Source organism: Parabacteroides chongii (genome assembly GCF_029581355.1).
GTDB classification, from domain to species: Bacteria; Bacteroidota; Bacteroidia; order Bacteroidales; family Tannerellaceae; genus Parabacteroides; species Parabacteroides chongii.
In genome coordinates this window covers 5568243-5591165 of record NZ_CP120849.1, presented here as the reverse complement: position 1 = coordinate 5591165, position 22923 = coordinate 5568243, and the positions used below count along the sequence as shown (strand labels likewise).

Genomic DNA, 22923 nt, shown 5'->3' with positions numbered 1-22923 from the left:
AAGGTTTTACCCTTTTTTCATGCATTGCTGCAATTTATCGAACAGACTGTCGAAACGCAATTCGGCATTCATCATCTGTTGAACTTTCTCTTTGCCTTTCGGGGTAAGAGAGAAGAACATCTGCCGCTTATCTTCCTTACTGATTGCACGGTGGATGAATCCTTTGTTTTCGACGGAAGTAATAACCTTGGATACTCGTGAATTCGATAAACCGATATAATCACAAATCGTACCGGCTGATTTTGCCTGGTTGTCTTTCAGGCAGCAAAGCAGCATGGCTTCATTGATTGTGATCTCATGTACCTCCGAGAATGCTTTCTCAAATTGGTACAATGTTTTATAGATGTCCTTTATTACGCAAATTGCTTCCATCTTGTTTTCTTTAATGATGGTGCAAATATAATAATATTTCAGATATAAATAGTGTTTAGTGGAAAATATATTTTAAAAATGCTTTTGACTATGATCAAGGGATAAAAAAATGGACAAGGCTTCACAACCTTGTCCATTTTTATTTTATAAGATGAATTTAGTCTCTGTTTGAGAAGTATTTCATAAACTGTGAACGCTCGTACATTGCCGGATTAGGAATGTTGGCATAGTTCAGTTTACCCTGGAATTGTGACAGGCTTTGATAGTGTGCCTGGTGCATCCATTCTTCTATGCAGGTAAGTACCTGTGAAATGATTTCACCGCCATGTGTATATAATGCGCTGCACATCTGTACGGCTGAAGCTCCTGCCAACAGGCATTTGATCACGTCTTCCCAGTCATGAATACCGGTAGAAGAAGCAATGCTTATTCCGGGTACCTTTCCGGATACAATTGCGGTCCAACGGATCGTATCACTTAGGTCGGAGTGGTTGCTGAACACATTGCCGGATACTATCTGCATATTATTAATGTCGATATCCGGCTGGTAGAAACGGTTGAACATAACGATACCGTCTGCTCCGTTTACCTTTAATGTGTTGACCAGTGCCGGGATATTTCCGACATTTTTCCCGATCTTTATAATAACAGGTATTGAAATCGTTTCCTTTACTTTCCGGATGATATTGACGTAGAGGTCGCGTATCTCGTCGGGGTTGTATTCCAAACTCGTTTCAAGGAAGAATACATTCAGTTCTAGAGCGTCTGCTCCTGCCAACTCTATCTGGCGGGCAAAATCAATCCATACATCAGACTTGTAACAGTTGATGCTGGCAATGATAGGAATGGTACACTGTTCTTTAGTCTTTTTGATCAGTTCCAGGTAGTTGTTTACCTGGTTTGCTTTTACATAACCGCGGATATAGTCAGCGGCCTCCGGATAATCGGAGTCCTGCATAAGCGAATCGCTCTGCATTTCGATTTGTTCCTCAAAAAGAGATTTGAGAACAATGGCTCCGGCACCGGCTTTTTCGAATTCCTTGTTTCGCTCAGGATTATTTGTCAAACCTGAACTTCCTACAATTAAAGGATTGCGAAGTGTTAGTCCCGCGTATTGGGTTTTAATGTCAATCATGTCAGATTCAATTTTAATGTAATTAGTACTCGCGTTCGCCGAAAATACTGGTTCCAACCCGTATCATAGTGCTACCCTGACGAATGGCAATCGGATAATCGTGGCTCATTCCCATGGATAACACTGCAAAATTATCATTTCCTTTGAAATATATAGATTTTAATTCACTGAAAAGTTCATGCAAGGTGTGAAATTCCTGTTCGATGAGCGTTGTATCATCTGTATAGGTCGCCATTCCCATCAATCCGCATATCTGAATATTCCTTAGTTCGGCGAGTTGTTCGTTTTGCAAAAGTTCGCGGCATTCGTCTGGTGACAGTCCGTGTTTTGTTTCTTCCTGTGCAACGTGTATTTCCAGCAAGACACGAATAATACGGCTGTTTTTTAAGGCTTGCTTGTTTACCTCCTGCAATAATTTAAGGGAATCGATGCTATGGATCGTATGGATAAAAGGTGCGATATCTTTCACTTTATTGCTTTGCAGCGGACCGATAAAATGCCATTCTATATCACCCGGTAGTACTTTTTGTTTAGCCGTCAGCTCCTGTGCCCTGCTTTCGCCGAAGACACGCTGGCCAGCATTGTAGGCTTCCTCCAATGCTGCTGCCGGATGAAACTTAGACACGGCTACCAGCGTGACGTTTGCCGGTAACGATGCCTTTAGCTGTACTATATTTTGGGAGATGCTCATGCTTCCTGTGCTTTGTCTTCAGCCTGTTTCTTCTGTTCAGCAATCAGTTCTTCTCCTGATTTAGGTGTTTTGTCGTCGCTGGCAGAGAATGGGAATACATCCATCAGCATGGTTTCCGTAACCGATGCGATCGTGTAATCGGCCATTGTACCTTTCATGCCTTCTTCCAATACAGCGATGGCTTCTTTTAATGTGCATGCCTGGGCAAGCATTTGTGCTGCTGTTTTTTTCTCAGCACCGCTTTTCTCGTCGAGCGTGATGAAATAGACCTTGATCTTGTAGAAACGGTCGCCGTTTTCGTTGAAGAATAATTCAGAGAGGCGTGCGCGTTTAATGTCTGTAACAGTAAATTCGCCGGAAATGAACGGGCGGATTTCTTCGATGATACGTGCTTCTGCTTCCGTAAAGGAGAGGGCATCGACCAGGTAAGGTTCTGTTACTTTCTTTTGCATTCCGTTCTCCAGTACTTTTTCAAAGGAGACTTTACATTCAAACCAACTATGCATATTGTTTTCTTTTAATTTTTGTCTGTACTCATGTTTAAAATACAGTACAAATATAGGTCCAATTCGGGAATAATACAACTGCAATGAATTTCTTTATTTATTTGGAAACATTTCATGCAAAGGGCTTGTTTATATGATATAGTGTGTTTTTCATGGTATTAGATTTTTAGATTAGTAATGAGGTTGTTCATCCGGTCCGGGAGGATAGGATGAGATATCTGAAATAGAAAAGCCGGAAAAGAGTATGAAATTTCTTTTTTCCGGCTTTTTGTTTTGTTTTATTTCTCAGAATTCGTCATTTGCGTAAAGGCTGAGCAGGTTTTTTGTCTCATAATTAAATAATTCGTCATCATTGAAGAATCTTTTTAATTCGATGGCAGCCGTCTCCTGTGAGTCGGAAGCATGTACGATATTTTCCTGTACACTCATGCTATAGTCCCCGCGAATAGTACCGGGAGCAGCGTTTCTACCATTGGTAGCGCCTGCCAACGTGCGTACTACATTTACGGCATCGACTCCTTTCCAGCAACAAACAACGACAGGACATACTGCCATTGCATCTTTAACTCTTTGGAAAAAAGGCCTTTCTTTTAGGTGAGCGTAATGTTCGCTCAAAATTTCATCTGTTAACCAGGTCATTTTCATACCTTCAAGGATCAATCCTTTTTTTTCGAAACGAGCAATGATTTCACCGATCAAACCTCGCTGAATAGTGCATGGTTTCAATATTACAAGTGTTCTTTCCATTTTGAATTTCTTTTTATAAGGTTCAACGAATATTCCACTTTACGCTAATTATTCCAAAGATAGTATATTTATTCACTATTACTTAATTTATAGTATAATAATGTGTAAAAAAGAGATAGAAAAGTCATGTTTTCTCTATACACAACTAATTCTTTACTAAAGTAAGATATGGAGTCTTTGTCCTTTTAATTTCTTGCTGCGCTATGGAATCATCTTTTTCATTTTTTAAACAGGATGCCTATATCCATTTTGTTTATTCCTTGATTTTTTTCTCTTGGTGTAATTTTTACAATCTCTGATTTATTATCAAAAAACATCTGCCTTGACCGAAGATTATCCGTATATCTGCCTTTAATGCGTAAATCATTGTAAATTAATTTTATACAGATTGATAGTTGATGCTAAATGGCTGGAAATTAGTGTGTAATTGTGGGTAAAATATTCCCGTAGAACACAAACAGTATTAATATTGGAAATTTCAATACCGGCGTTTCCCGTGTATTTAGAACAAACAACTATAAATAAACAATTTAGCTTAGAATTCATTTACTAGGATTGCATTGTTTAACAATTTAGGCATATACTCTTCGGATGACAAAAAACTTAATATTTCTATAATCAGTCCAATTCCGGATTCATTTTCATAAAATCCCTTAGAGTTTGTCTGTTTACACCTAATTTTTTACTAATGTACAGCTTGGTTTTCTTTTCCTCCAGGAGCTTTCGAATCATGCTTTCCTTACCGGAAAGTTTGTACAGTTCAGATTTTCCTCCTTTAGGACGTCCCAGCTTTGTACCTTCTTTCTTTTTTCTGGCTAATGCCTCTTTGGTACGTTGTGAAATCAGGTTACGTTCGATCTCTGCACTCAGGCTGAAAGCGAATGCCAAAATTTTGCTGTTGATGTTGTTTCCCAACTCATAGCGCTCCTTTACCGTAATCACAAAAATGTCTTTTTCCATGCATTGATGGAGAAAGCTCATAACCTGCATCAGATTACGTCCTAAACGTGATAACTCGGTTGTAACCAGGATATCTCCCTTACGAATTTGTTTAATTAAACGGCCAAGCTGCCGTTCTGCGACATCAGTCGTTCCACTGATTGTTTCTTCTACCCAGCGATCAATACGCATGCTTTTGGCTTTTGCGAACTTTTCTATTTCAAATCGCTGATTTTCAGTACTTTGCTTATCTGTACTGACTCTTACATAACCGTATATCATACAATTGAATATTAAATGAATAACTAAAGATACGTTAGAAAACTAAATGAGAGGGGGTGATTAGTAAAAACCAACGTTTTTTATCGTCAACTGGATATGTAAGTTGTTTTTCCCTACAAATATGAATATAATAATTTAAACCAATAGCATATTGAATGGTAAAATTAAATTAAAATTTAACTTCCATGTAATCGAAATGGAAGGAAAAACTACTTTTGTAACAAAGATTAGATTAATTGGATGGAATTGATTTCATCATTTCCTGATACATATATAAATATGAAGAAATTATTATCATTGCCTCCCAATTTGGTAAACAGTTTCCACAGAATAACAAAAACAGATGTGGATGAGTGGTTTTGTACTTCAGATCCGGTAGGTGCCCGTTTGGGATCCGGAGGAGGAACTACCTGGCTGATTGAAGCGTGTCGGCAGAAAGAGGCATCTAGTCTCCCTGTGAAAGAATGGTTGGCAAAGGAGAAAAGGATATTGCTACATGCCGGTGGGCAGAGCCGGCGTTTACCGGGGTATGCTCCTTCCGGAAAAATATTGACACCAATTCCTGTCTTTCGGTGGGCGAGGGGGCAGAAGTTATCACAAAATCTATTGTCTTTGCAGCTTCCCCTTTATGAGGAGATTATTGAGAAAGCTCCTGAATCGCTCCATACACTGATTGCCAGTGGGGATGTATATATACGAAATAGTGAACTGTTGCAGGATATTCCGGATGTGGATGTCGTTTGTTACGGGCTATGGGTCGATCCGGCTTTGGCAACCAATCATGGCGTGTTTGTGTCGAACAGGCAGGCACCCGATAAGCTTGACTTTATGCTTCAGAAGCCGTCTCTGACCGATCTGGGGCAGTTGGCCCAGACCCATCTTTTTCTAATGGATATAGGCGTGTGGTTACTAAGTGACCGGGCTATGGAGTTGCTGATGAAACACTCGTATACAGCCGATGGAAAGACCATGAAATCATACGACCTCTATTCCGAATTCGGACTGGCTTTGGGTGAACATCCCCGTATTCCCGATGAAGAGTTGAACCGGTTGAGTGTGGCTATCCTTCCTTTGGAGGGAGGGGAGTTTTATCATTATGGGACGAGCCGCGAACTGATCTCTTCGACGCTGGCTGTGCAGAATCTGGTCCGCGATCAGCGGGCTATCATGCACCGGAAGGTTAAACCTCATCCTGCCATGTTTGTGCAGAATGCATCGATTAATATCATCCTGACTGCCGCGAATTCGGAGTTATGGATTGAGAACAGCTATATAGGTAAGCACTGGAAGCTGGATAACCGACATATTATAACCGGAATTCCTGAAAACGATTGGACATTGGATATCCCGTCCGGTGTTTGTCTTGATGTTGTACCTGTCGGAGAACAGGACTGGGTGGCTCGTCCGTATGGATTCAATGATCCGTTTAAAGGAGCATCGACTGATGAGAAGACAGTCTTTATGGGATATCCTGTTGCTAAGTGGGCAGAGGATAGAGGTATCCTATTGGAGGTTTTCGCTGACTTACAGAATGCTGCATTATTCCCGGTATGTAAAAGTATCGAAGAATTGGGCTTGGTTATGCGGTGGATGGTTTCTGAACCGGAACTGGAAAGTGGCAGGGATATATGGCAGTCGTCGGAGAAAATGTCGGCAAATGAATTATCCGATCGTGCTAATCTGAGCAGACTCTTTGTTCAGCGTGAGAAATTCCGTTATGCCAATTGGCCTATGTTGGCAGCCAATCACGAGAAAAGCGTATTCTACCAGTTGGACCTGGCAGATGCTGCTCGCGAGTTTGTTGGAGGAAATCTTGATTTGCCGGATGTACTTCCTACTGAAACACCATTGATGAAACAGATACATAACCGGATGTTCCGAGCTCGTGTATTACAATTGGAAGGGAAACCGTATGAGGGAGAGCAACAGCAAGCTTTTTCTTTATTACGAGAAGGATTGATCAGTTCCGTATCCGGAGAAAAGCAATCTCCTTATCTGAATGTATATCGTGACCAAATTGTGTGGGGGCGAAGTCCGGTCCGCATCGACCTGGCTGGTGGATGGACTGATACTCCTCCTTATTGCATGTACGCCGGAGGGAATGTGGTTAATGTAGCCATCGAGTTGAACGGTCAACCACCTTTGCAGGTATATGTAAAGCCTTCGAAAGAATATAAGATCATCTTGCGTTCTATCGACCTGGGGGCGATGGAAGTTGTTTCTACCTGGGATGAATTGCGTGATTATAAAAAGATCGGTTCTCCTTTCTCTATCCCGAAAGCGGCTTTGTCTCTAGCCGGCTTTATCCCTGAATTTTCTGCAACGCATCACTCTTCATTGGAAGATCAGTTAAAAAGTTTTGGTAGTGGATTGGAAGTTACTTTACTGGCTGCTATTCCGGCTGGATCGGGACTCGGGACCAGTTCTATTTTGGCTGCGACCGTGCTTGGAGCAATATCCGATTTTTGTGGTCTGGCGTGGGATAAAAGTAAGATAGGATATCGTACCTTGATTTTAGAGCAACTGCTTACAACAGGCGGAGGCTGGCAGGATCAGTATGGCGGGGTATTACATGGTCTGAAACTGTTACAGACAGGAGAAGGCTTCAATCAGAATCCTTCCGTGCGTTGGTTACCGGAATATTTGTTTACCGACCCGCAATATCAGGCTTGTCATTTGTTATATTATACAGGAATAACCCGTACGGCCAAGAATATTCTGGCAGAAATTGTACAAGGTATGTTTCTGAATAGTACCACACATCTTCGTCTGCTTTCAGAAATGAAGACGCATGCTCTGGATATGTTCGATGCTATTCAATGCGGTAATTTTGAAACGTACGGTAAACTTATCGCAAAGACCTGGGAACAGAAGAAGGCACTCGATTCCGGAACGAATCCCCCTGCAGTAGAAGAACTGATCGCGCAGATAAAAGATTATGCCTTAGGTTATAAACTACCTGGGGCAGGAGGTGGCGGCTATTTGTATATCGTAGCAAAAGATCCGGAAGCTGCTTTGCTGATACGTAAACAGTTGACGGCTTCTCCGCGTAATCCGAATGCCCGTTTTGTAGAAATGGGGCTTTCGGATAAGGGGTTGCAGATCAGTCGGTCCTGACAGTATTATCTTTTATAAACAGGTATCCTATAGTGGCTATTAATGCCATAAAGAAGAATGCTATTATAATAATCACTTTATTAGGAGAGATTGCTTTTAAAGGTACAGTAGCAGGGTCGATAATTGCATATACCGGCGTTTGCTCCTGTACTTTTAGTTTATCCTGTTCATATTTTTGTGCCAGTGAGTTGTAGACATTGAATGTTAATGTCATTTCGTTTTTTAGGCGTTCCTGTTCCGTGCGGTAGCTGGCAGATATGATATTTTTGTTGGAATCCTCGAATTTTGCGTATGCCTGTTGGGATTTATAATAGGCATCCCGGGCTTCTGCATACACTTTTTCTGTAAATTTCAAATCTTGTTTTGCCTTTTGGGTCCGATAGCTGGTAATATAGGTCTGGAGTTTCTCCAATATGACATCTGTTAATGTTGCAGAAATGACAGGATCTTGCATACGGACATTAATCGTTATTACCATTGTTTTTTTGTCGACAAAGATGGATATACGATTTCTTAATCCATTTATAACCTGTTGCTGCTCGCCTGTCAGATAGAAAGGATTCACTTCATCCGATTGTTCTCTTTTTTCGGAAAACAGTTGTTTTATAGCTGTCAGTCCTCGGGAAGGAATACCTAATATATAGTTCCACCAGGCTTCACGCTGGTGTTTACTGATGTAATCATACACTGACAAGTGGAGTGTCCCTTTTTTATCTGTAACTTGCACAGGAAATAATTCAACCAGAAAAGGTATGCTTTGAACAACATCCGGATACAGTTCAGGAGAGATGGCATCGGAACTGCCTGTATTATTCAGGTTGATACCAGCCATAGCTGCCAGTCCCCCTAAATCTCCGACCTTTTTGGTATTATCATTTGTTTCCGGAGCCAGTTTAGCGGTAGTTATATATTCTTTGGGAATGCTGACTGCTATAATCAAACCGATGATAATAGCAGTTCCACACGTTTTTAGAAATAACATTCGCTTTTTCCATGCATACAGGAGTAGTCTAATTTCATTACCCATGGATATTATTTTTTAATCATATTTATGATGGAAGTTACCATTGCAGCCATTGATGTTGCAGAACTGCTGATACTCATTATTTCTGATAAGCTGGCTCCACGGTTACGCTGCGATTTGCTTGGTACGACAATTTCACATCCGGGTTCGACTTTCGGATATCGTTTAAAGAATATTCCGGTCCTTCGGGTTGTTGCAACCTGTCCGTTCATATAAATGACGATCGGATATTTGCGGGAAAGATCGTTATAACCTCCGGCTTGTGAGAGACAATCGCGAACCGACATTCCTTTGTTATAAGTGATACTGTTAGGATAGGTTACTGCTCCACTGATCTTTACGGTGCTTTGTAACTGAGGAATATATAGAATGTCTCCATCCTGTAAAACCAGGTCCTCCGTACATCCCGGATGAGACAGTGCTTTCTCCAGGTCGATACCGACCGGATAATCATGTATGTCTGCCATCGATAAGGCGATCGAATCTTTACTTTGTTTATTGGAATTGCTTAATTGTAAAAGAGTTTCGACCTGTCTGATCTCGTCGTCGCTGAGTTTTCGTTTTAGGCTGGCTCCTTTTACATAGGCTCCCGGGGTGATACCTCCCGACTCTTTGATCAGATCGCTTAATCGTGTGTTTTTATGCGGAAGAGCATAGCTTCCGGCAAACATAATTTCGCCGTTCACTTTCACAACTTGTTGCTTTTGGTATTCCGGAGAGAAACGGACATATACTTCGTCAAAAGGATCCAATGTGAATAATGTGTCACCAGAGGTTATTTCTAAGCCATCTTTTAGGGTAAACTTGAACACTTTGGCTATTTGTTCCGTACTTTGGGAGGATTGGGGATTTTTTATGCGCCTGGCAACTTCCACATTGACAGTTGCCGCCGCTTCCTGTAATCCTCCTGCCAGTACGATCGCATCCTCTATTGTCATATTCTTACGATAGGGTAAGACGGTATCCGGCTGGTTCACGGCTCCTCCAATCTTGATCGTATAAGGCTCCCGCAAATCAAACAGTGAGGGGATATATAACTGGTCTTCGTTCTGTAACTCAATGTCCGGTGAGATGCCGTTCAATATATCTTGTATATTGATCGCAATGACAGAATGTGTGAAATCGGGATTCAAGCGGGTAATTTGAGCTCGCCCTGTAAATTCATCTCCTTTTAAACCTGCAGCCTGCTGTATCAATTGTTTGACTGTATGGACAGAAGGACTCAGTTCATATTCTCCCGGACGCCATATGGCACCGGAGATGGTTAATCTATTTTCGTAAAAAGGAATGACAGAGTCAACCAGTAGTGAGTCACCGTCATGAAATGTGAATGTGGGGAACTGTTCCTCTGTAACTGTTGCAATCTGATAACGTGTTCCGGATTTTCTTTTTACGGTAACATCCCTGGTGTATGCATCTCCGGTAAATCCTCCCGCCATATCCAGTAATTGTGAAAGAGTTTCTCCCTTTTTTAATTCAAAGATTCGATTGCGTTTTATTTTTCCTTTGGCTACTACGAGCTGTTCATACGGACCGATGATGATCATATCGTTATCTTCCAGTCGTATATTTGTATTGTATTCGCCGTGGAGCAAATAATTATAAACGTCCAGATTGGCAATTTCTTTACTGTTACGGTATACTTTGATACTACGCAGCGAACCGATGTTGTTTACTCCACCGGCAGCGTATAAGGCATTGAACAGAGTGGCAAGTGAGGTCAATGTGTAAGTTCCGGGAACTACTGCCTCACCGACAATGTTGACCTTGATGCTGCGGATCTGTCCAAGACTGACCGATACAAATGTATTAGGCTCCCTGCCGTCTATAGTAGCCATAATGCGGCCGAGTTCCTGTCGTATCCGTTGTTCGGCAGCTTCTATGGTCAGTCCGCTAAGGGCGACAGGTCCGATATCGGGTATAATAATTGTTCCATCGGGCGATATTGTCAGTTTCAGGTTTAATTCCGAATCTCCCCATACATGGATGAGTACTTCATCACCGGCTGAAAGCCGGTAATTAACGGGCGTCGGAATATTTAAGACCGGTTCAAAAGTCAGATTCTTTTCTGAGAATATTTCACGTCCGAATACGATATCTTCCAGTTTCTGTTCCGGCTTATTCTCTTCTCGCTGGAGTTCCAGGGGAGGTAATTCTTTATTGGTAAGAGGTGCCCGGCCAGGAATCTCTTTTTCCGGAATGAATTGTTCTGTTTGGGATTGTTGGGTAGTTGTTGACGTTTTCGTCTTATCGATGTATTTTGACATTTCCTGCTGAATCTGCTCCTCCGACATACCTGCCTGCCGGGCTTTATCCAGTAGCTCCTGAGATACCTGTGCTTTGATGCCGGTACATATTAAAAGACAGAAAATACAAAAAGAGTACCTTTTTACAGTGTTCATACAATTTCTTTTGTTTTTGTTACGATTCTCTGGCAAGCGAACCCATCTCCATACGGATTCACGGCTTTACTCATTTGATCATAATACGTACTGTCTTCCAGTAGTCGGGATGTCTCCGCTACGATCTTGTTGAAGTCCGTTCCGACTAACCTGACAGTTCCGGCGTTTAATGCTTCCGGGCGTTCTGTTGTTTCACGCATGACCAAAACCGGTTTTCCCAGTCCTGGTGCTTCTTCCTGAATACCTCCGCTATCTGTAAGAACAAGTGTTGACAGTTCCATCAGATAGATGAACGGTAAATATTCCAAAGGTTCTATAAAGAACATATTGGATGGTTTTGAATCTCCGAATATTTCCCGGATCGGTTGCCGTACATTCGGATTCAGATGCATTGGATATACAAAGTCGATATCCGGATGATTCTCGGCTAATGTCTTGATCGCTTTGCATATAGAAATAAATCCTTTTCCGAAGTTCTCACGACGATGACCTGTTATTAAAACCAATTTTCGGTTACTTTGTTCGGTTAACCGTGAGATTTTATATCCGGATCTATTCAGTTCATTCTCCAGTTGTTGCCTTAATTCTTCATTCTTTTTTATTTTTTCTACCATCTGATACAAGGCATCGATGACCGTATTTCCCGTAACGATGATATTCTTTTCTGCAATATTATCGTCCAGTAAATTTTTTTTGCTTAATTGTGTGGGGGAGAAATGAATGGAAGCGATTCGTCCGGTAAGTTGCCGGTTCATTTCTTCCGGCCACGGGCTGTATATATTATGTGTCCGCAAGCCTGCCTCTACATGTCCGACAGGGATTTGCTGATAGAACGCGGCGAGGGCAGCAGCGGTAGAGGTGGTGGTATCTCCGTGTACCAGCACGAGGTCCGGACGTGATTCGGATAAGACCTCCCGCATACCAGTCAGAACCCGGGCGGTTACATCATATAAATCCTGTCCTTGTTTCATTATATTCAAATCGTAATCAGGGTGGATGTCGAAGATATGAAGGACTTGGTCCAACATCTCCCTATGTTGTCCTGTGACGCATACGATGGTCTGGAAATCTTCCGGATATTTCTGATATTCTTTAATGAGCGGAGCCATTTTGATTGCTTCGGGACGAGTGCCGAATACTAACATTACTTTTTTCATACTTGTGTTGATTATATTTTACCTAGTTTGACTAATATTAAAAAGCGGATCAGATGGATTTGCCGTTTGATACGGCTGGGTTGTTTTATCAGACGGTAAGCAAACTCCAGGTTATGGTCGACCCACCATTTTGGAGCACGTTTGACCTGACCGGTATAGACATCGAAACTTCCACCCAATCCTTGGTAGATGGCCGGATGTACTTTGAACATTTCCTCCATAAGCAACTCCTGTTTAGGTGATCCCATGGCAACAAATACGACATCAGGTTTCTTACTTTGGATATCGGCGAGTAACGCCGCTTTCTCTTCTTCGGATTTGATATATCCGTTTCGATAATTGGCGAATCGGATACCAGGATACTCCTGTTTTAATTTGCTGATGGTTTGTTCGATGACTTCCTGTGTACTGCCAACCAGATAGAATGTTTTATTTTTATCATACAATGCAGCTGTTATTTTCAGCCATAATTCACAGCCTGGAATCTTAGCTACATTTTTATAACCTTTCTTTTTCAGCGCCATAACGGCTCCATATCCGTCACAATAACCGATGTTCCGGTTTATGATATCGCGCGTCTGGCTGGTTGCATGTAATATCTTTTCTGCGTTGATAGCTATTAAGATTCCTTTCCGGCTATTTACATATTGTAAAAGCTCTTGGGCAGAAATAAAGGGGAAAACCTTTATACCATTTAATGTAACTTGTTTTTTTTGCATATTCCTTATTTGTGTTTCATTGTTTTCTTTATATTGGAACAAGTGTTTCATATGGTAGAAACAGTTGTTTCACCTAAGTGGAACAGTTGTTTCATCAGGATGAAACACTTCTGATAATGCCGTTTCCAAACACTTGGCAACGGTAGAAGCAAGGAAATGCTCCAAGGCATATCGGTGATTGGTCTCTGATATTGTTCGGGTGAGTTTAGGATTTACTATCAGTTGTCTGATGGCTTCATAGAAATCCTGTGCGTTGAGGGTCGGGATCAGATAACCCATTTCTCCTTCGATAAAGTAATCGACGATACCTCCGACAGGTCTTGAAACGATCGGCAGACCGAAAGCCATTGCTTCCAGAATGGAAGTCGCCATACCTTCTTCATAGGAAGGAAGGATGTATAGATCGCTGTTTTTGAAAGCGTTGATCAGAGTGTTACCTGAAACAGCTCCAGTAAACAGGACATCCTCCAGATGATTTTGCAAAATATATTCTTCGGCTTTGATTCGGTCAGAACCCTCTCCGCAAACCAATAGTTTCAGCCAGGGAAATTCTTTTTTCAATAGTCTGAAAGTATCTAGTGCAATGAAAATTCCTTTGGTTTTGATAATCCGTGCCAGAAAGAGTATTTGCCGTATCTCACCATTCCTATGGTTAATATCGAAGGTTTTCAGAAGTTTGTCATCCACTTTGGTGGTAGTTAACCTGATGGGACTGGTAATCCCCATACGAATTAGTTGTTTCTGGAATTCACTGGATAAGACAAACAGGAGAGAGGATTTATTATATACATATTTAAACAATCCGGGTTTCCTGATCAGAACAGAGGCCAGGCTCGTATCCCAGCCATGAATAAAAGTCACGACCTTTTTGCGGAATAGTTTAGCCAGTAAAATGTATATGCCGTCCCGTATCAGTTGATACCTTCTTAATGAAGGATTGACGAATACGATATCTATCCGGCAGAACATCAGTTTGAATATGTATTTGAGGATATCGAAAGGGAAACAGATGATGGCCGGAATCCCTTTCCGTTTCCCATAATATTCATAAGATACGGGGAAAGTCCAGTAATCATGTAATCCCGAATAATGGTTGGCAACTCCTCCCAGATTCGAAAGGTCCGGAACAACAAACAGTAAATTCATTTATGATAATCTTAAATTATAGATGAGGATAAGTATAAATACACCGCCTATATAAGTCGTGAGCATCCGCTTTCCAACTTTGCTTTGCTGATGAACGAATACATTCAATCCGTATCCGGCAATGATCAGTTGAAACGGGATATGAGGTAATTGATAACGGATATGCAGCGTATAGAAAGTAAAGAAAATCATTATGCTTTGCAGAAAGATAAAAGCAAGCATCGGTAGATAATAGTAAAGTTTCCTTTTGAAAATGTACCAGATTCCGTAGAGATAAAAAAAGGAGAACAGCATCTTTATAAATGCCGTATAGCTGTATATAGTAATATAATTAGCCTTGTCACTGTCAGATATAAAGTTGGGGAAGGGGCCAATTAGCATGGCTGTAAAATTAACCAACATAGTAAAAGTACCTCCGTATGAATTTTCTCCGATCCGGTAAGCAACTGCGTCGAGTAGAGCTTCATAAGAACCTCCTTGTAATGTTGCGATAAGATCTACGGCAATCTTGAAAGCAAAACCACCTAAAACACATGCTCCGATAAGCAGATATTTCAGTCTTTTGCTACTTTGGCTGTTAAATAGTAGTAAACCGGTAATCAATGAAATGAACATCATAAAAACGAGTGCATATCTGAAGAAGAATAACCCGGAAGTATAGATCAGAAAGTACAGGAGATTTTTCAGGTTCTTTTTTTGCAGATACCTATACATATAATATAAAGACGAGATAGTAAAGAACAGAAAAAAGTTTTCTTTCAACCCGACTACCGTTGTGTAGGCCAGAAACGGTAGCGTCCCCCAAATAAATGTAACCAGGAGCGCATAACTTTTGTCCAGAAAATAACCGGCTAGTTGATATAGCCGGAATGAAGAGATTGTGATAACCAGTATGTTGAGAAGTAATAGCAAATCGATTCCTATATTATCTCCCAAAATATGGTAAGCAAAGTAGACAACAAGAGGGAATCCCCAGTCGTCTACATTAAAGCTATTACTCTTCAGATAAGTGAAGAATTCTTCCAGCGAATAGTTCTGAACCGCAACGCCTGTTGAATGGTATAGCCATGAATCGATCGGATTATATCCCAGTGGATTTCCGAAATGTTGGATATAATAATAACGTAGTGTCACCGATGCTATATATTGGAATAGAATAATACCCAGTAGGCATCCGGTTATTTTATTTTTGGAAAAGACCTCGATGCCCAATATAAAAATCAATAAGGCGAAAAATAGTTGAAACAGAATCATCCCGTTATCCGGAGCATTTGCCGGATAAAACAAAGGTAGCACAATGGCTAATCCTGCATAAGAAACGAAGATGCAGGAACTGATGAAGACTGTGTTATAATGATTGGTATATAACATCTTTATACATCTTGTTTATAGAAACCGAATGATAAAAAGCGAGTGCTTTTTTACTATAAAACTCATATTCGCTATCTATAGCCTGGATTGCATTCAATATCTCTCCAATCCTATCTGTATCTACGCAGATGCCTGCCTGCGATGCTCCGATAGTCGATTGAAGACCCGGTATATTGTTTCCGAGCATCGGTATGCCAAAACCTGCATATTCCCAAATTTTATTAGGTGCACAAAATATGTTATTCAGTGATTCATACGTATAAGTGACAATACCGATATGTGCATGACTGGTGATATTAAGGTGAAGAGGCGGGGAAACATAGTTTTGATGGATGATAAACGGAAACCGGCTTTTCAGGTCGACCAGGTAGTCCGTTTCCTTACCCATCAGGACCAGGCAGTAATCCGGCAATTGCGATATGGCTTCACAGATAGCATCCAGTCTTCTTTCTTCAATGATGTGTCCTTGATATAGAATGATCTTTTTAGATATATGTTCTAAAATGGTGTTACCGATTTGGTCGACAGACAGATTCTTACAACACGGATGTTCGGAAGGTTTGTTCGGTATGACAAACGGAGTTTCCGGCAGATTGAACCATACCCGGAATATATTGGCTCTGTTTATTTCAGGAACTACTATGTTGCGGGCATACGCAGATAAATGATGCAGCCATTTTAACCGAACGGGAAAAGTATCGTAAAGTTCAAACAGGTTCAGGATAAAATTATGTTTCTCGATGATCCCCCGTAAGTGGAGGGCTGTATCGGCTGTTGCTACCCACACAACATCATATGCATTGTTTGTCAAATAGTTCTTTACAAACTTCCTGTATTTAATGATCCGGCTTATACGGTTGTATGCTTTGTGGAGCAGATTTCCCATATAAGGTTTCCCGTACAGGTGGAAAAAGGTTGCCTGTTTCTGATAACGTTTATCCATGTTGGGATCATGTTCTCCCTCGATAACGGTAACGGAGAAGTCTTCTTGCAGGGTTATTGCATCCAAAAGGGCTATAACGGGAGGGTATCTTTCGATATTTGTATCAATTAGAACAACGATATGTATCATAGTCGATTTACTTTAAGCGTTTATGTATATTTGATATAATTTGTTTGTCTGTTTCTCTATATTGAATGAGTCGTTCCATCTTTCTTTGGATCGGATAGCCATCTCACGACGAATTTTTTTATCCTGATATAGTTTATAAAGATAATGAGCCAATTGGACCGCAGATTCACTTTTTATCAGGAAGCCATTCGATTCGTGGGCAATAACCTCCGGTATCCCGCCAACTCTGGTCCCAATAAGAGGCAGTCCGGCAGAAGCCGCTTCCATCAAGGAGACTCCTATGCCTTCTTGTCTGGAAGGATGGATGTACACATCAAAGGCCGGTAATATATATTGTATATCAAATCTTTTCCCTAGCCAGACGATGTGTTCCTGGACCTGAAGACGAGCTGACAGCTCTTTTATCATTTTTGAATAATTGTCATTTCTTCTGTCAGTCCCTATTAAGTAAACTTTGAAATCCCTTAATTGATACTTTTCTTTCAAAAGGGCTGCAGCCTCAATGATTATATCTATTCCTTTCAGATGTTCGAAAGCGGAAATATGACATATCCGAAATCTCGTTTCATCTTCAAAATGCAGTATTCTTTTAGCCTTTTCCTGACTGGTTATAGTAGGATTAACTCCTAAATACAGACACTTGACTTTTCTATTATGATGTAAAAACTGAAGATACTGTCGCTTTACAGCTTGGCTGACACAAATAATGGCATTACTTTGCTGATATATAAAGCGGCAATACCAGGTGTAAAGTAATGTTTTGACAAATCCTTTCTGTTTCCTGTACTTTTTATAGGAAGAGCAAGGGTTTACTGTCGAATGAAAAGAGATAAACAGTTTGAAATGATAAAAAAGACGAAGGAAACAATTCAGCAATTTGAATAACGACGTAAAATGAACATGGACGATCGCAGGTTTGTACGAATTGAAACAGGTTAGATATTCCTTCAATAGTTTCAGTGTACCGGATTTGGAATCCAGTAAAACGATCGTATGTCCGTTTTCTGTCAGTTCCTCGCGATAGACAGGAGCATATTCCAGTGTATCATAAAACATGAATACATTCTGATAATGGTCTTCTGCCAATTTGTTTGCCAGCATAAGAGTAAACCGGTCGAGTCCTGAGTATACCTTTGGCGAGTAACACATGCAATGGAATATATATTTTTTATCCATATTTCGTTTATGTATCAGTGATCGATAAAGTCTGTATACAAATGAAACTCAACGTTTCCTTCCAGTAAAGTCAAAAAGGATAAAGCTGAGTATGTAAAATCTTTGGGATGGTCTAAAAATACCAGCAATTCCTTTTTCTCTTTCTTTAAAGCATAGAGCAATACATAAGGAGACAGGCGTGACAGCGTGAATCTGGACAGGATCGAACTATTCTTCCGGATCTTTGTCGGAAGAGTCCCGTAAGAAATCCGGGAATGGGTGCCGTCTGTTGTTTGTCTGAATAATCCGGGATTGATGTATCGGTGTATACTATTGATAATCCGCATAGGAAATGTATATTCGTAGGAAGATATCGGAAATTCAACAAATTCTCCGTCTTTATCTTCTACCAGGACATCGTCTTTGAATGTATATACCGGTTTGTCCGGCACATGTGTGAAATCATAAAAGGAATCGTTCCCTTTGTAGCGAAATCCGCAGGAAACGGAAGAGTCTATTTTTATATTCGCTTTCTTAAAAGCTTTGTGTAAATGGGAAAAAGGTTGTACTGCCCATCCGCCTGCCCGGAAAGCTACCACCTTATAGGATGGATCGACAGTTCCGGCAATTTTGTTCAACATCTCGCAACCTTCGGTAAATAGATCGGAAACAGTGTCTTCCGGCAATGAATTCAAACTGTAGTGGGTGAAATCTTTAAAGTCCCAGGTCCCGTCTCCATTGTAACGGGCATCTATCCAATGCGGATGGATGTGTAGTTCGATACGATGGCCTTGTTGTACTATTTCCTGCAGTTGGGTTGTTATCTTGCGGGCCTCTTTGGTTGTTTTCGGCTGTGCTTCTAAATATTTGATCATTAAGTAATCGACGAAAAAGGTTGCTTTCCCGTTGATCTTATCCAGTTTATTAAGTAATAGTTCCGTAGGACGTATAATACTGTTGTCTACAGTACCGGATCTTTCTCCGAAAAATAATTCATAATCGAATGATAATATAACTTTCTTCATGCAATCAATAATTATAAGATCGATTTGACTTTGTTTTTCACCCAGTCCCTGGCCTGTTTGTCCAATACGATGAAATAGGAGCATGCTATGACGGAGAATGATGATGTTACGACGACCATAAATAGTCTTAACAGACTGCTATTCATATGTAAATAAACAAGGACGGGCAGAATGGATGACAGGGTTACCATATAGAAGAGAGGATAAATGATCTGTTGTAAGATTACTCTTCTGGAAATATTTATCCATTTATTCAGATAATGAGTTTCTACCACCAGGCAGAGAATCACTACTATAATATTCAGTATGAACGGTGTATAAAAGGGTAATCCGATCTTGAGAAGCAGGTACGACACCGGTAATACCATTATCTGCATAGGGCCGGTAAACAGATTTATTTCTTTCATGCGTCCGACTGCCTCGATAGCAATATCGAACGGACGGTTGAAGGTATAGAACAGGCTTTGTATAATCACCAGCCGGGCCATGATCATAGTTTCGGAAGGAACTTCTTTCAACCATAAAACGAGTATTTTGTTTATCTCCAGCAAGACCGGCAGTGAGAGAAGCCATAGCAATGAAAAACCGTATTTTGAATTTTTATACAACAGGTTTTTCATTGATTCCTGTTGGTCGTCGGCATATAACTTTACGACTTGAGGTGTTACGGCAATCTGGAAATTATTGACAAACGAGGTTAAAGCCGAGTTTATTTGATAAGCGATCGCACGTGCAGCATTGATAGCCGGATAGAAGAATATATTCAACAATATATTTATTCCCTGGCTGCTGAGTAGATAGCCGAACATACTCATCATGTTCCAGCCGGAAAAAACAAGTATGGGTTTATATAATGCTTTATCTCTGACGATTATAAATGCGCATTCCGGGTATTTTTTTCGACAATATAATATGTATATTCCAATGACTACCAGATTGACAAGGAATACCAGCAGTGAATAGAGTATCAGTTTATCCGTATTTATCACTACCAGTAAATAAACGATCAATAGCTTGAGTACAACATCTATAATACTGACATACGCATAGATATTCATGCGTTCATGGGCAATAATACAAGCGTTGTAAGGAGACTGGATAATCGTTAGCAGACTGGCTGCGATGGAGAACTGATAACACCACTGTGCCGCATACATCCTGTCTGGTGGAATGTTCATCTTGTAATCGAGAAACCACAGTCCGACTGTTTCCGCCAGAATCAGGATCAGGATAGCCAGAAAGAAATGGATGACGAGAGTGGCAGAAAATGTTTTTTGAAGTCGGTTGAAATCCTTTCTGCCTAGTTCGAAGGTGAGGAACCGCTGTGTTCCGGAAGTTAATGTCCCTTTCAAGAAAGAGAACATGGTAACTACTCCGCCGACCACATTGTAGATTCCATAGTCATTTACTCCCAGCGCATTTAAAACAACCCTGGAAGTATATAAGGTAACTGCCATAGTCAGCAGCATCCTTATATACATCATCATAGCATTTTGGGCAATGCGCTTGTTATTATTTGTCGTTGTCATTCCCTTTTGTAGACTCCGGCAAAATCAAGTATTATTTTCTTTGGGTCGTAAACTAACTCTTTGAAGGGGGCGTGTTTCACCAGGAATACCACAATATCCGCTTTTTCATATGCCTCCCTGTAATCGGTGAGTTTGAACACTTTGTGTACTTCTACGTTTGGTTCCACCACTAATATGTCTGCATTATTATGGCTTTGCATCACTTTGGTTGTGATGTATTTGGCAGGTGACTCCCGTAAATCGTCGATATTTGGCTTGAAAGCCAGTCCCATCATGGCAACAATCGGTTTACGGTGATGCTCCAGTTCGAACTTCAGCATGGCGCTCTCTACCTTTTCCGCGCACCAGAAGGCTTTGTAGTTGTTGATCTCCCGTGCCTTGGCGATTAATTGTGATTCATAAGGAAATTCAGCCGTGATGAAATAAGGGTCTACAGCAATGCAATGGCCGCCTACACCGGAACCCGGTTGCAAGATATTTACCCGCGGATGCTTGTTTGCCAGTTCAATTAGCTCCCATACATTGATCCCTGCTTTATCGCATATCAACGACAGTTCATTGGCAAAAGCAATCTGTACGTCCCGTGAAGAGTTTTCCGTTAGCTTGCACATTTCGGCAGTCTTGGCATTTGTTTTGTGCAGGGTCCCTTTTACAAACCGGCTGTAAAACCCGATCGCTTTTTCTGTCGACTCTTTGTTGATGCCACCGATAACCCGGTCATTGTGTACCAGCTCGTAGATCACATTACCCGGAAGAACACGTTCCGGACAATAAGCGATGTATATTTTCCCCTCCAGTTCCGGACGGAGTGAATAGATCAGTTGAGTCATTTTCTCCGTTGTTCCGACAGGAGATGTCGACTCGATCACAAACAGATCCCCCTCTTTCAGTAAAGGTATGACAGACCGAGTGGCTGTTTCCACATACGAAATATCCGGTTCATGATTCCCTTTGAACGGTGTAGGTACAACGATCAGGTAAACATCGCTCACTTCCGGTTTCACCGAAGCCCGTAGATGACCGGATGCCACCACTTTCCGGCATAACTCCTGTAATCCAGGTTCAACGATATGTATTTTCCCTTCATTGGTCATATCTACAACCTGCGGGTTGATGTCTACGCCAATTACATCGATGCCGTGTTCGGCTGCTATTATTGCTGTGGGAAGGCCGATATAGCCTAAGCCCATAAAACATGCTTTCATAATTCAATTAAACCTTTTAGATGATTTTTTTCTCTTTCAATGAATTCTTTTTGTTTTGTATTTTATCCAGATAAACGTTCAGTCCTGTCCAGATCACTATATCTCCGATAAATAGAATGTTGATGTTTACATAGGGAACCAATATGATATTCAGACTGCTGAAAGTCCATGAAATAGCCAGGATATAAAGCAGGGCCTTGTGGGGGCTGCAGCCCATTTCTAGGAATTTATGGTGTATATGATTTTTATCGGGAGAGAACAGGCTTTTACGTCTGCGGAACCGTATCAGCATCACCCGTATTACATCAAACATGGGAACGATCAATGTGGAAAATGAAATAAGGATGGCGCTGGTGGAGTAGGGGGCAATATCCGGATTGTATGCTGCATAACGGATACACAGGAAAGCCAGAATATATCCTAAAGTCAGGCTTCCGGTATCTCCCATGAATATCTTTCTGCCATGTTCTGCCTGTCCGAATACATTATAATAGAAAAAAGGAATCAGCACCCCCAATGTGGAGAATGACAACATGGCATAGGCCCACATATGATTGTGCAGGAACAAAGATCCCAATATAAGCAGGGCGGCTCCGCTTAACCCTGATGCCAGTCCGTCGATACCGTCGATCAGATTGATCGCATTCGTAATGAACACGATAACGAAGATAGTCAGCGGCATGCCGATCCAGGGTGCCAGTTCGTGGATTCCAAAAAGACCGTAAAAGTTATTGATCCATAATCCGGAAAGAGGGAGTAGGGTGGCGGCGATGATCTGTACGATAAATTTGGTATGGTACCGCAGTCCGATCAGATCGTCTTTGATGCCGGCAAGATAAAGTATGATCAAGCCACAGGTGAGCAAATAGAAATCCGGAGTGATACGCGGAGTAATATCGGCAGGTATTTTGAACCCGTATAAATATCCCAGATACGCGATAGCCGATACGAAAGCTAACGAGAATAAGATAGTTGGAGCGAATGATATGCCACCCAGGCGGGGGATAGCTCCTGTATGTATTTTTCGTTCGTTCGGCATATCGAAAAGTCTTTTCGTCAGAGCCACGATCAGAATACGTGGGATTATCAGCATGGAAAAGACTACTGATATGATAAAGGCCAATAAAATCAAGAGGTATATCATTTGCGTTTTAAGTTAAGTTCTACGACAATGTTCGTCAGTCACATTTACTGTGACTGACGGAAATACAGTTTGGCTTATAAAATACATACCTGATTTTGGCTGAAGGGAGATTCTCCCCGGAGAGGTATGTGTTTTTTGTTTAGCTGTGTATATAAACAGAAAGAACTGGAAAACGTTCAATGTCC

Annotated in this window: 19 protein-coding genes; 1 reads left to right on the top strand and 18 read right to left on the bottom strand. The window is 41.1% G+C overall.

Annotation, left to right across the window (positions count from 1 at the left end; genetic code table 11):
* Positions 1-6 precede the first annotated feature (6 nt).
* From P3L47_RS21495 to P3L47_RS21470, 6 genes are all read right to left on the bottom strand, one after another.
* Entirely contained in the window at positions 7-372 is a 366-nt protein-coding gene (locus tag P3L47_RS21495; RefSeq protein ID WP_122363484.1) for a MarR family winged helix-turn-helix transcriptional regulator, read from the bottom strand.
* Between the two features lie 157 nt (positions 373-529).
* Positions 530-1507 carry a dihydroorotate dehydrogenase-like protein gene (locus P3L47_RS21490; RefSeq protein WP_075558340.1) on the bottom strand — a complete coding sequence of 326 codons (978 nt, stop codon included), beginning with the start codon at positions 1505-1507 and terminating at the stop codon, positions 530-532.
* A gap of 22 nt (positions 1508-1529) precedes the next feature.
* Positions 1530-2198, bottom strand: coding sequence for a YggS family pyridoxal phosphate-dependent enzyme (locus tag P3L47_RS21485; protein WP_277782073.1), 669 nt, complete (start codon positions 2196-2198; stop codon positions 1530-1532).
* Positions 2195-2704 (bottom strand): DUF4494 domain-containing protein, encoded by a 510-nt coding sequence (locus P3L47_RS21480; protein WP_075558338.1) that lies wholly within the window; start codon positions 2702-2704, stop codon positions 2195-2197. Before P3L47_RS21480 ends, P3L47_RS21485 begins: the two co-directional genes overlap by 4 nt.
* Positions 2705-2989: 285 nt before the next feature.
* Complete coding sequence (gene ndk, locus P3L47_RS21475; protein WP_122363482.1) at positions 2990-3451, bottom strand: nucleoside-diphosphate kinase; 462 nt, start codon at positions 3449-3451, stop codon at positions 2990-2992.
* A gap of 618 nt (positions 3452-4069) precedes the next feature.
* The gene (locus P3L47_RS21470; RefSeq protein WP_122363480.1) at positions 4070-4672 is read right to left on the bottom strand and encodes a master DNA invertase Mpi family serine-type recombinase; all 603 of its coding nucleotides are present in this window, start codon (positions 4670-4672) and stop codon (positions 4070-4072) included.
* 279 nt (positions 4673-4951) lie between these two features.
* Between P3L47_RS21470 and P3L47_RS21465 the strand changes: the two genes are divergently transcribed.
* On the top strand, positions 4952-7789 hold the full coding sequence (locus P3L47_RS21465; protein WP_277782072.1) for a bifunctional fucokinase/fucose-1-phosphate guanylyltransferase: 2838 nt from the start codon (positions 4952-4954) through the stop codon (positions 7787-7789).
* On the opposite strand, the gene P3L47_RS21460 is transcribed toward P3L47_RS21465, so the two are convergent.
* The 12 genes from P3L47_RS21460 to P3L47_RS21405 form a co-directional block, all read right to left on the bottom strand.
* Positions 7776-8816 (bottom strand): GNVR domain-containing protein, encoded by a 1041-nt coding sequence (locus P3L47_RS21460; protein WP_427910525.1) that lies wholly within the window; start codon positions 8814-8816, stop codon positions 7776-7778. The two genes, P3L47_RS21465 and P3L47_RS21460, sit on opposite strands and share 14 nt — an antisense overlap.
* Positions 8817-8821: 5 nt before the next feature.
* Positions 8822-11215: an SLBB domain-containing protein gene (locus tag P3L47_RS21455; protein WP_277782071.1), complete on the bottom strand. Its 2394-nt coding sequence runs from the start codon at positions 11213-11215 to the stop codon at positions 8822-8824.
* A complete protein-coding gene (gene wecB / locus P3L47_RS21450; RefSeq protein WP_277782070.1) occupies positions 11212-12372 on the bottom strand; it encodes a non-hydrolyzing UDP-N-acetylglucosamine 2-epimerase in 1161 nt (386 codons plus the stop codon). The genes P3L47_RS21455 and wecB overlap by 4 nt, the downstream gene beginning before the upstream one ends.
* A gap of 11 nt (positions 12373-12383) precedes the next feature.
* Positions 12384-13091: a WecB/TagA/CpsF family glycosyltransferase gene (locus tag P3L47_RS21445; RefSeq protein WP_122363576.1), complete on the bottom strand. Its 708-nt coding sequence runs from the start codon at positions 13089-13091 to the stop codon at positions 12384-12386.
* Between the two features lie 69 nt (positions 13092-13160).
* Entirely contained in the window at positions 13161-14237 is a 1077-nt protein-coding gene (locus P3L47_RS21440) for a glycosyltransferase family 4 protein (protein ID WP_277782069.1), read from the bottom strand.
* The gene (locus P3L47_RS21435; RefSeq protein ID WP_277782068.1) at positions 14238-15608 is read right to left on the bottom strand and encodes a glycosyltransferase family 39 protein; all 1371 of its coding nucleotides are present in this window, start codon (positions 15606-15608) and stop codon (positions 14238-14240) included.
* Positions 15586-16680, bottom strand: a complete 1095-nt coding sequence (locus P3L47_RS21430) for a glycosyltransferase family protein (RefSeq protein ID WP_122363474.1) — start codon at positions 16678-16680, stop codon at positions 15586-15588. Before P3L47_RS21430 ends, P3L47_RS21435 begins: the two co-directional genes overlap by 23 nt.
* Positions 16681-16692: 12 nt before the next feature.
* Positions 16693-17856 carry a glycosyltransferase family 4 protein gene (locus P3L47_RS21425; RefSeq protein ID WP_277782067.1) on the bottom strand — a complete coding sequence of 388 codons (1164 nt, stop codon included), beginning with the start codon at positions 17854-17856 and terminating at the stop codon, positions 16693-16695.
* 14 nt (positions 17857-17870) lie between these two features.
* Positions 17871-18860, bottom strand: a complete 990-nt coding sequence (locus P3L47_RS21420) for a polysaccharide deacetylase family protein (protein WP_277782066.1) — start codon at positions 18858-18860, stop codon at positions 17871-17873.
* An 11-nt stretch (positions 18861-18871) separates the two neighbouring features.
* Positions 18872-20389, bottom strand: coding sequence for a lipopolysaccharide biosynthesis protein (locus P3L47_RS21415; RefSeq protein ID WP_277782065.1), 1518 nt, complete (start codon positions 20387-20389; stop codon positions 18872-18874).
* The gene (gene wecC, locus P3L47_RS21410; RefSeq protein ID WP_277782064.1) at positions 20386-21594 is read right to left on the bottom strand and encodes a UDP-N-acetyl-D-mannosamine dehydrogenase; all 1209 of its coding nucleotides are present in this window, start codon (positions 21592-21594) and stop codon (positions 20386-20388) included. Before wecC ends, P3L47_RS21415 begins: the two co-directional genes overlap by 4 nt.
* Before the next feature lie 16 nt (positions 21595-21610).
* Positions 21611-22738: an MraY family glycosyltransferase gene (locus P3L47_RS21405; RefSeq protein WP_122363469.1), complete on the bottom strand. Its 1128-nt coding sequence runs from the start codon at positions 22736-22738 to the stop codon at positions 21611-21613.
* Positions 22739-22923 lie beyond the last annotated feature (185 nt).

Bases quoted from the DNA above. Each gene is read 5' to 3' on its own strand.
- P3L47_RS21435 (WP_277782068.1), bottom strand. From the start codon at position 15,608: ATGTTATATACCAATCATTATAACACAGTCTTCATCAGTTCCTGCATC.
- P3L47_RS21485 (WP_277782073.1), bottom strand. From the start codon at position 2,198: ATGAGCATCTCCCAAAATATAGTACAGCTAAAGGCATCGTTACCGGCA.
- P3L47_RS21480 (WP_075558338.1), bottom strand. From the start codon at position 2,704: ATGCATAGTTGGTTTGAATGTAAAGTCTCCTTTGAAAAAGTACTGGAG.
- P3L47_RS21430 (WP_122363474.1), bottom strand. From the start codon at position 16,680: ATGATACATATCGTTGTTCTAATTGATACAAATATCGAAAGATACCCT.
- wecB (WP_277782070.1), bottom strand. From the start codon at position 12,372: ATGAAAAAAGTAATGTTAGTATTCGGCACTCGTCCCGAAGCAATCAAA.
- P3L47_RS21470 (WP_122363480.1), bottom strand. From the start codon at position 4,672: ATGATATACGGTTATGTAAGAGTCAGTACAGATAAGCAAAGTACTGAA.
- P3L47_RS21415 (WP_277782065.1), bottom strand. From the start codon at position 20,389: ATGACAACGACAAATAATAACAAGCGCATTGCCCAAAATGCTATGATG.
- P3L47_RS21490 (WP_075558340.1), bottom strand. From the start codon at position 1,507: ATGATTGACATTAAAACCCAATACGCGGGACTAACACTTCGCAATCCT.
- P3L47_RS21455 (WP_277782071.1), bottom strand. From the start codon at position 11,215: ATGAACACTGTAAAAAGGTACTCTTTTTGTATTTTCTGTCTTTTAATA.
- P3L47_RS21440 (WP_277782069.1), bottom strand. From the start codon at position 14,237: ATGAATTTACTGTTTGTTGTTCCGGACCTTTCGAATCTGGGAGGAGTT.
- P3L47_RS21420 (WP_277782066.1), bottom strand. From the start codon at position 18,860: ATGAAGAAAGTTATATTATCATTCGATTATGAATTATTTTTCGGAGAA.
- P3L47_RS21465 (WP_277782072.1), top strand. From the start codon at position 4,952: ATGAAGAAATTATTATCATTGCCTCCCAATTTGGTAAACAGTTTCCAC.
- wecC (WP_277782064.1), bottom strand. From the start codon at position 21,594: ATGAAAGCATGTTTTATGGGCTTAGGCTATATCGGCCTTCCCACAGCA.
- P3L47_RS21495 (WP_122363484.1), bottom strand. From the start codon at position 372: ATGGAAGCAATTTGCGTAATAAAGGACATCTATAAAACATTGTACCAA.
- P3L47_RS21445 (WP_122363576.1), bottom strand. From the start codon at position 13,091: ATGCAAAAAAAACAAGTTACATTAAATGGTATAAAGGTTTTCCCCTTT.
- P3L47_RS21460 (WP_427910525.1), bottom strand. From the start codon at position 8,816: ATGGGTAATGAAATTAGACTACTCCTGTATGCATGGAAAAAGCGAATG.
- ndk (WP_122363482.1), bottom strand. From the start codon at position 3,451: ATGGAAAGAACACTTGTAATATTGAAACCATGCACTATTCAGCGAGGT.
- P3L47_RS21405 (WP_122363469.1), bottom strand. From the start codon at position 22,738: ATGATATACCTCTTGATTTTATTGGCCTTTATCATATCAGTAGTCTTT.
- P3L47_RS21425 (WP_277782067.1), bottom strand. From the start codon at position 17,856: ATGGATAAAAAATATATATTCCATTGCATGTGTTACTCGCCAAAGGTA.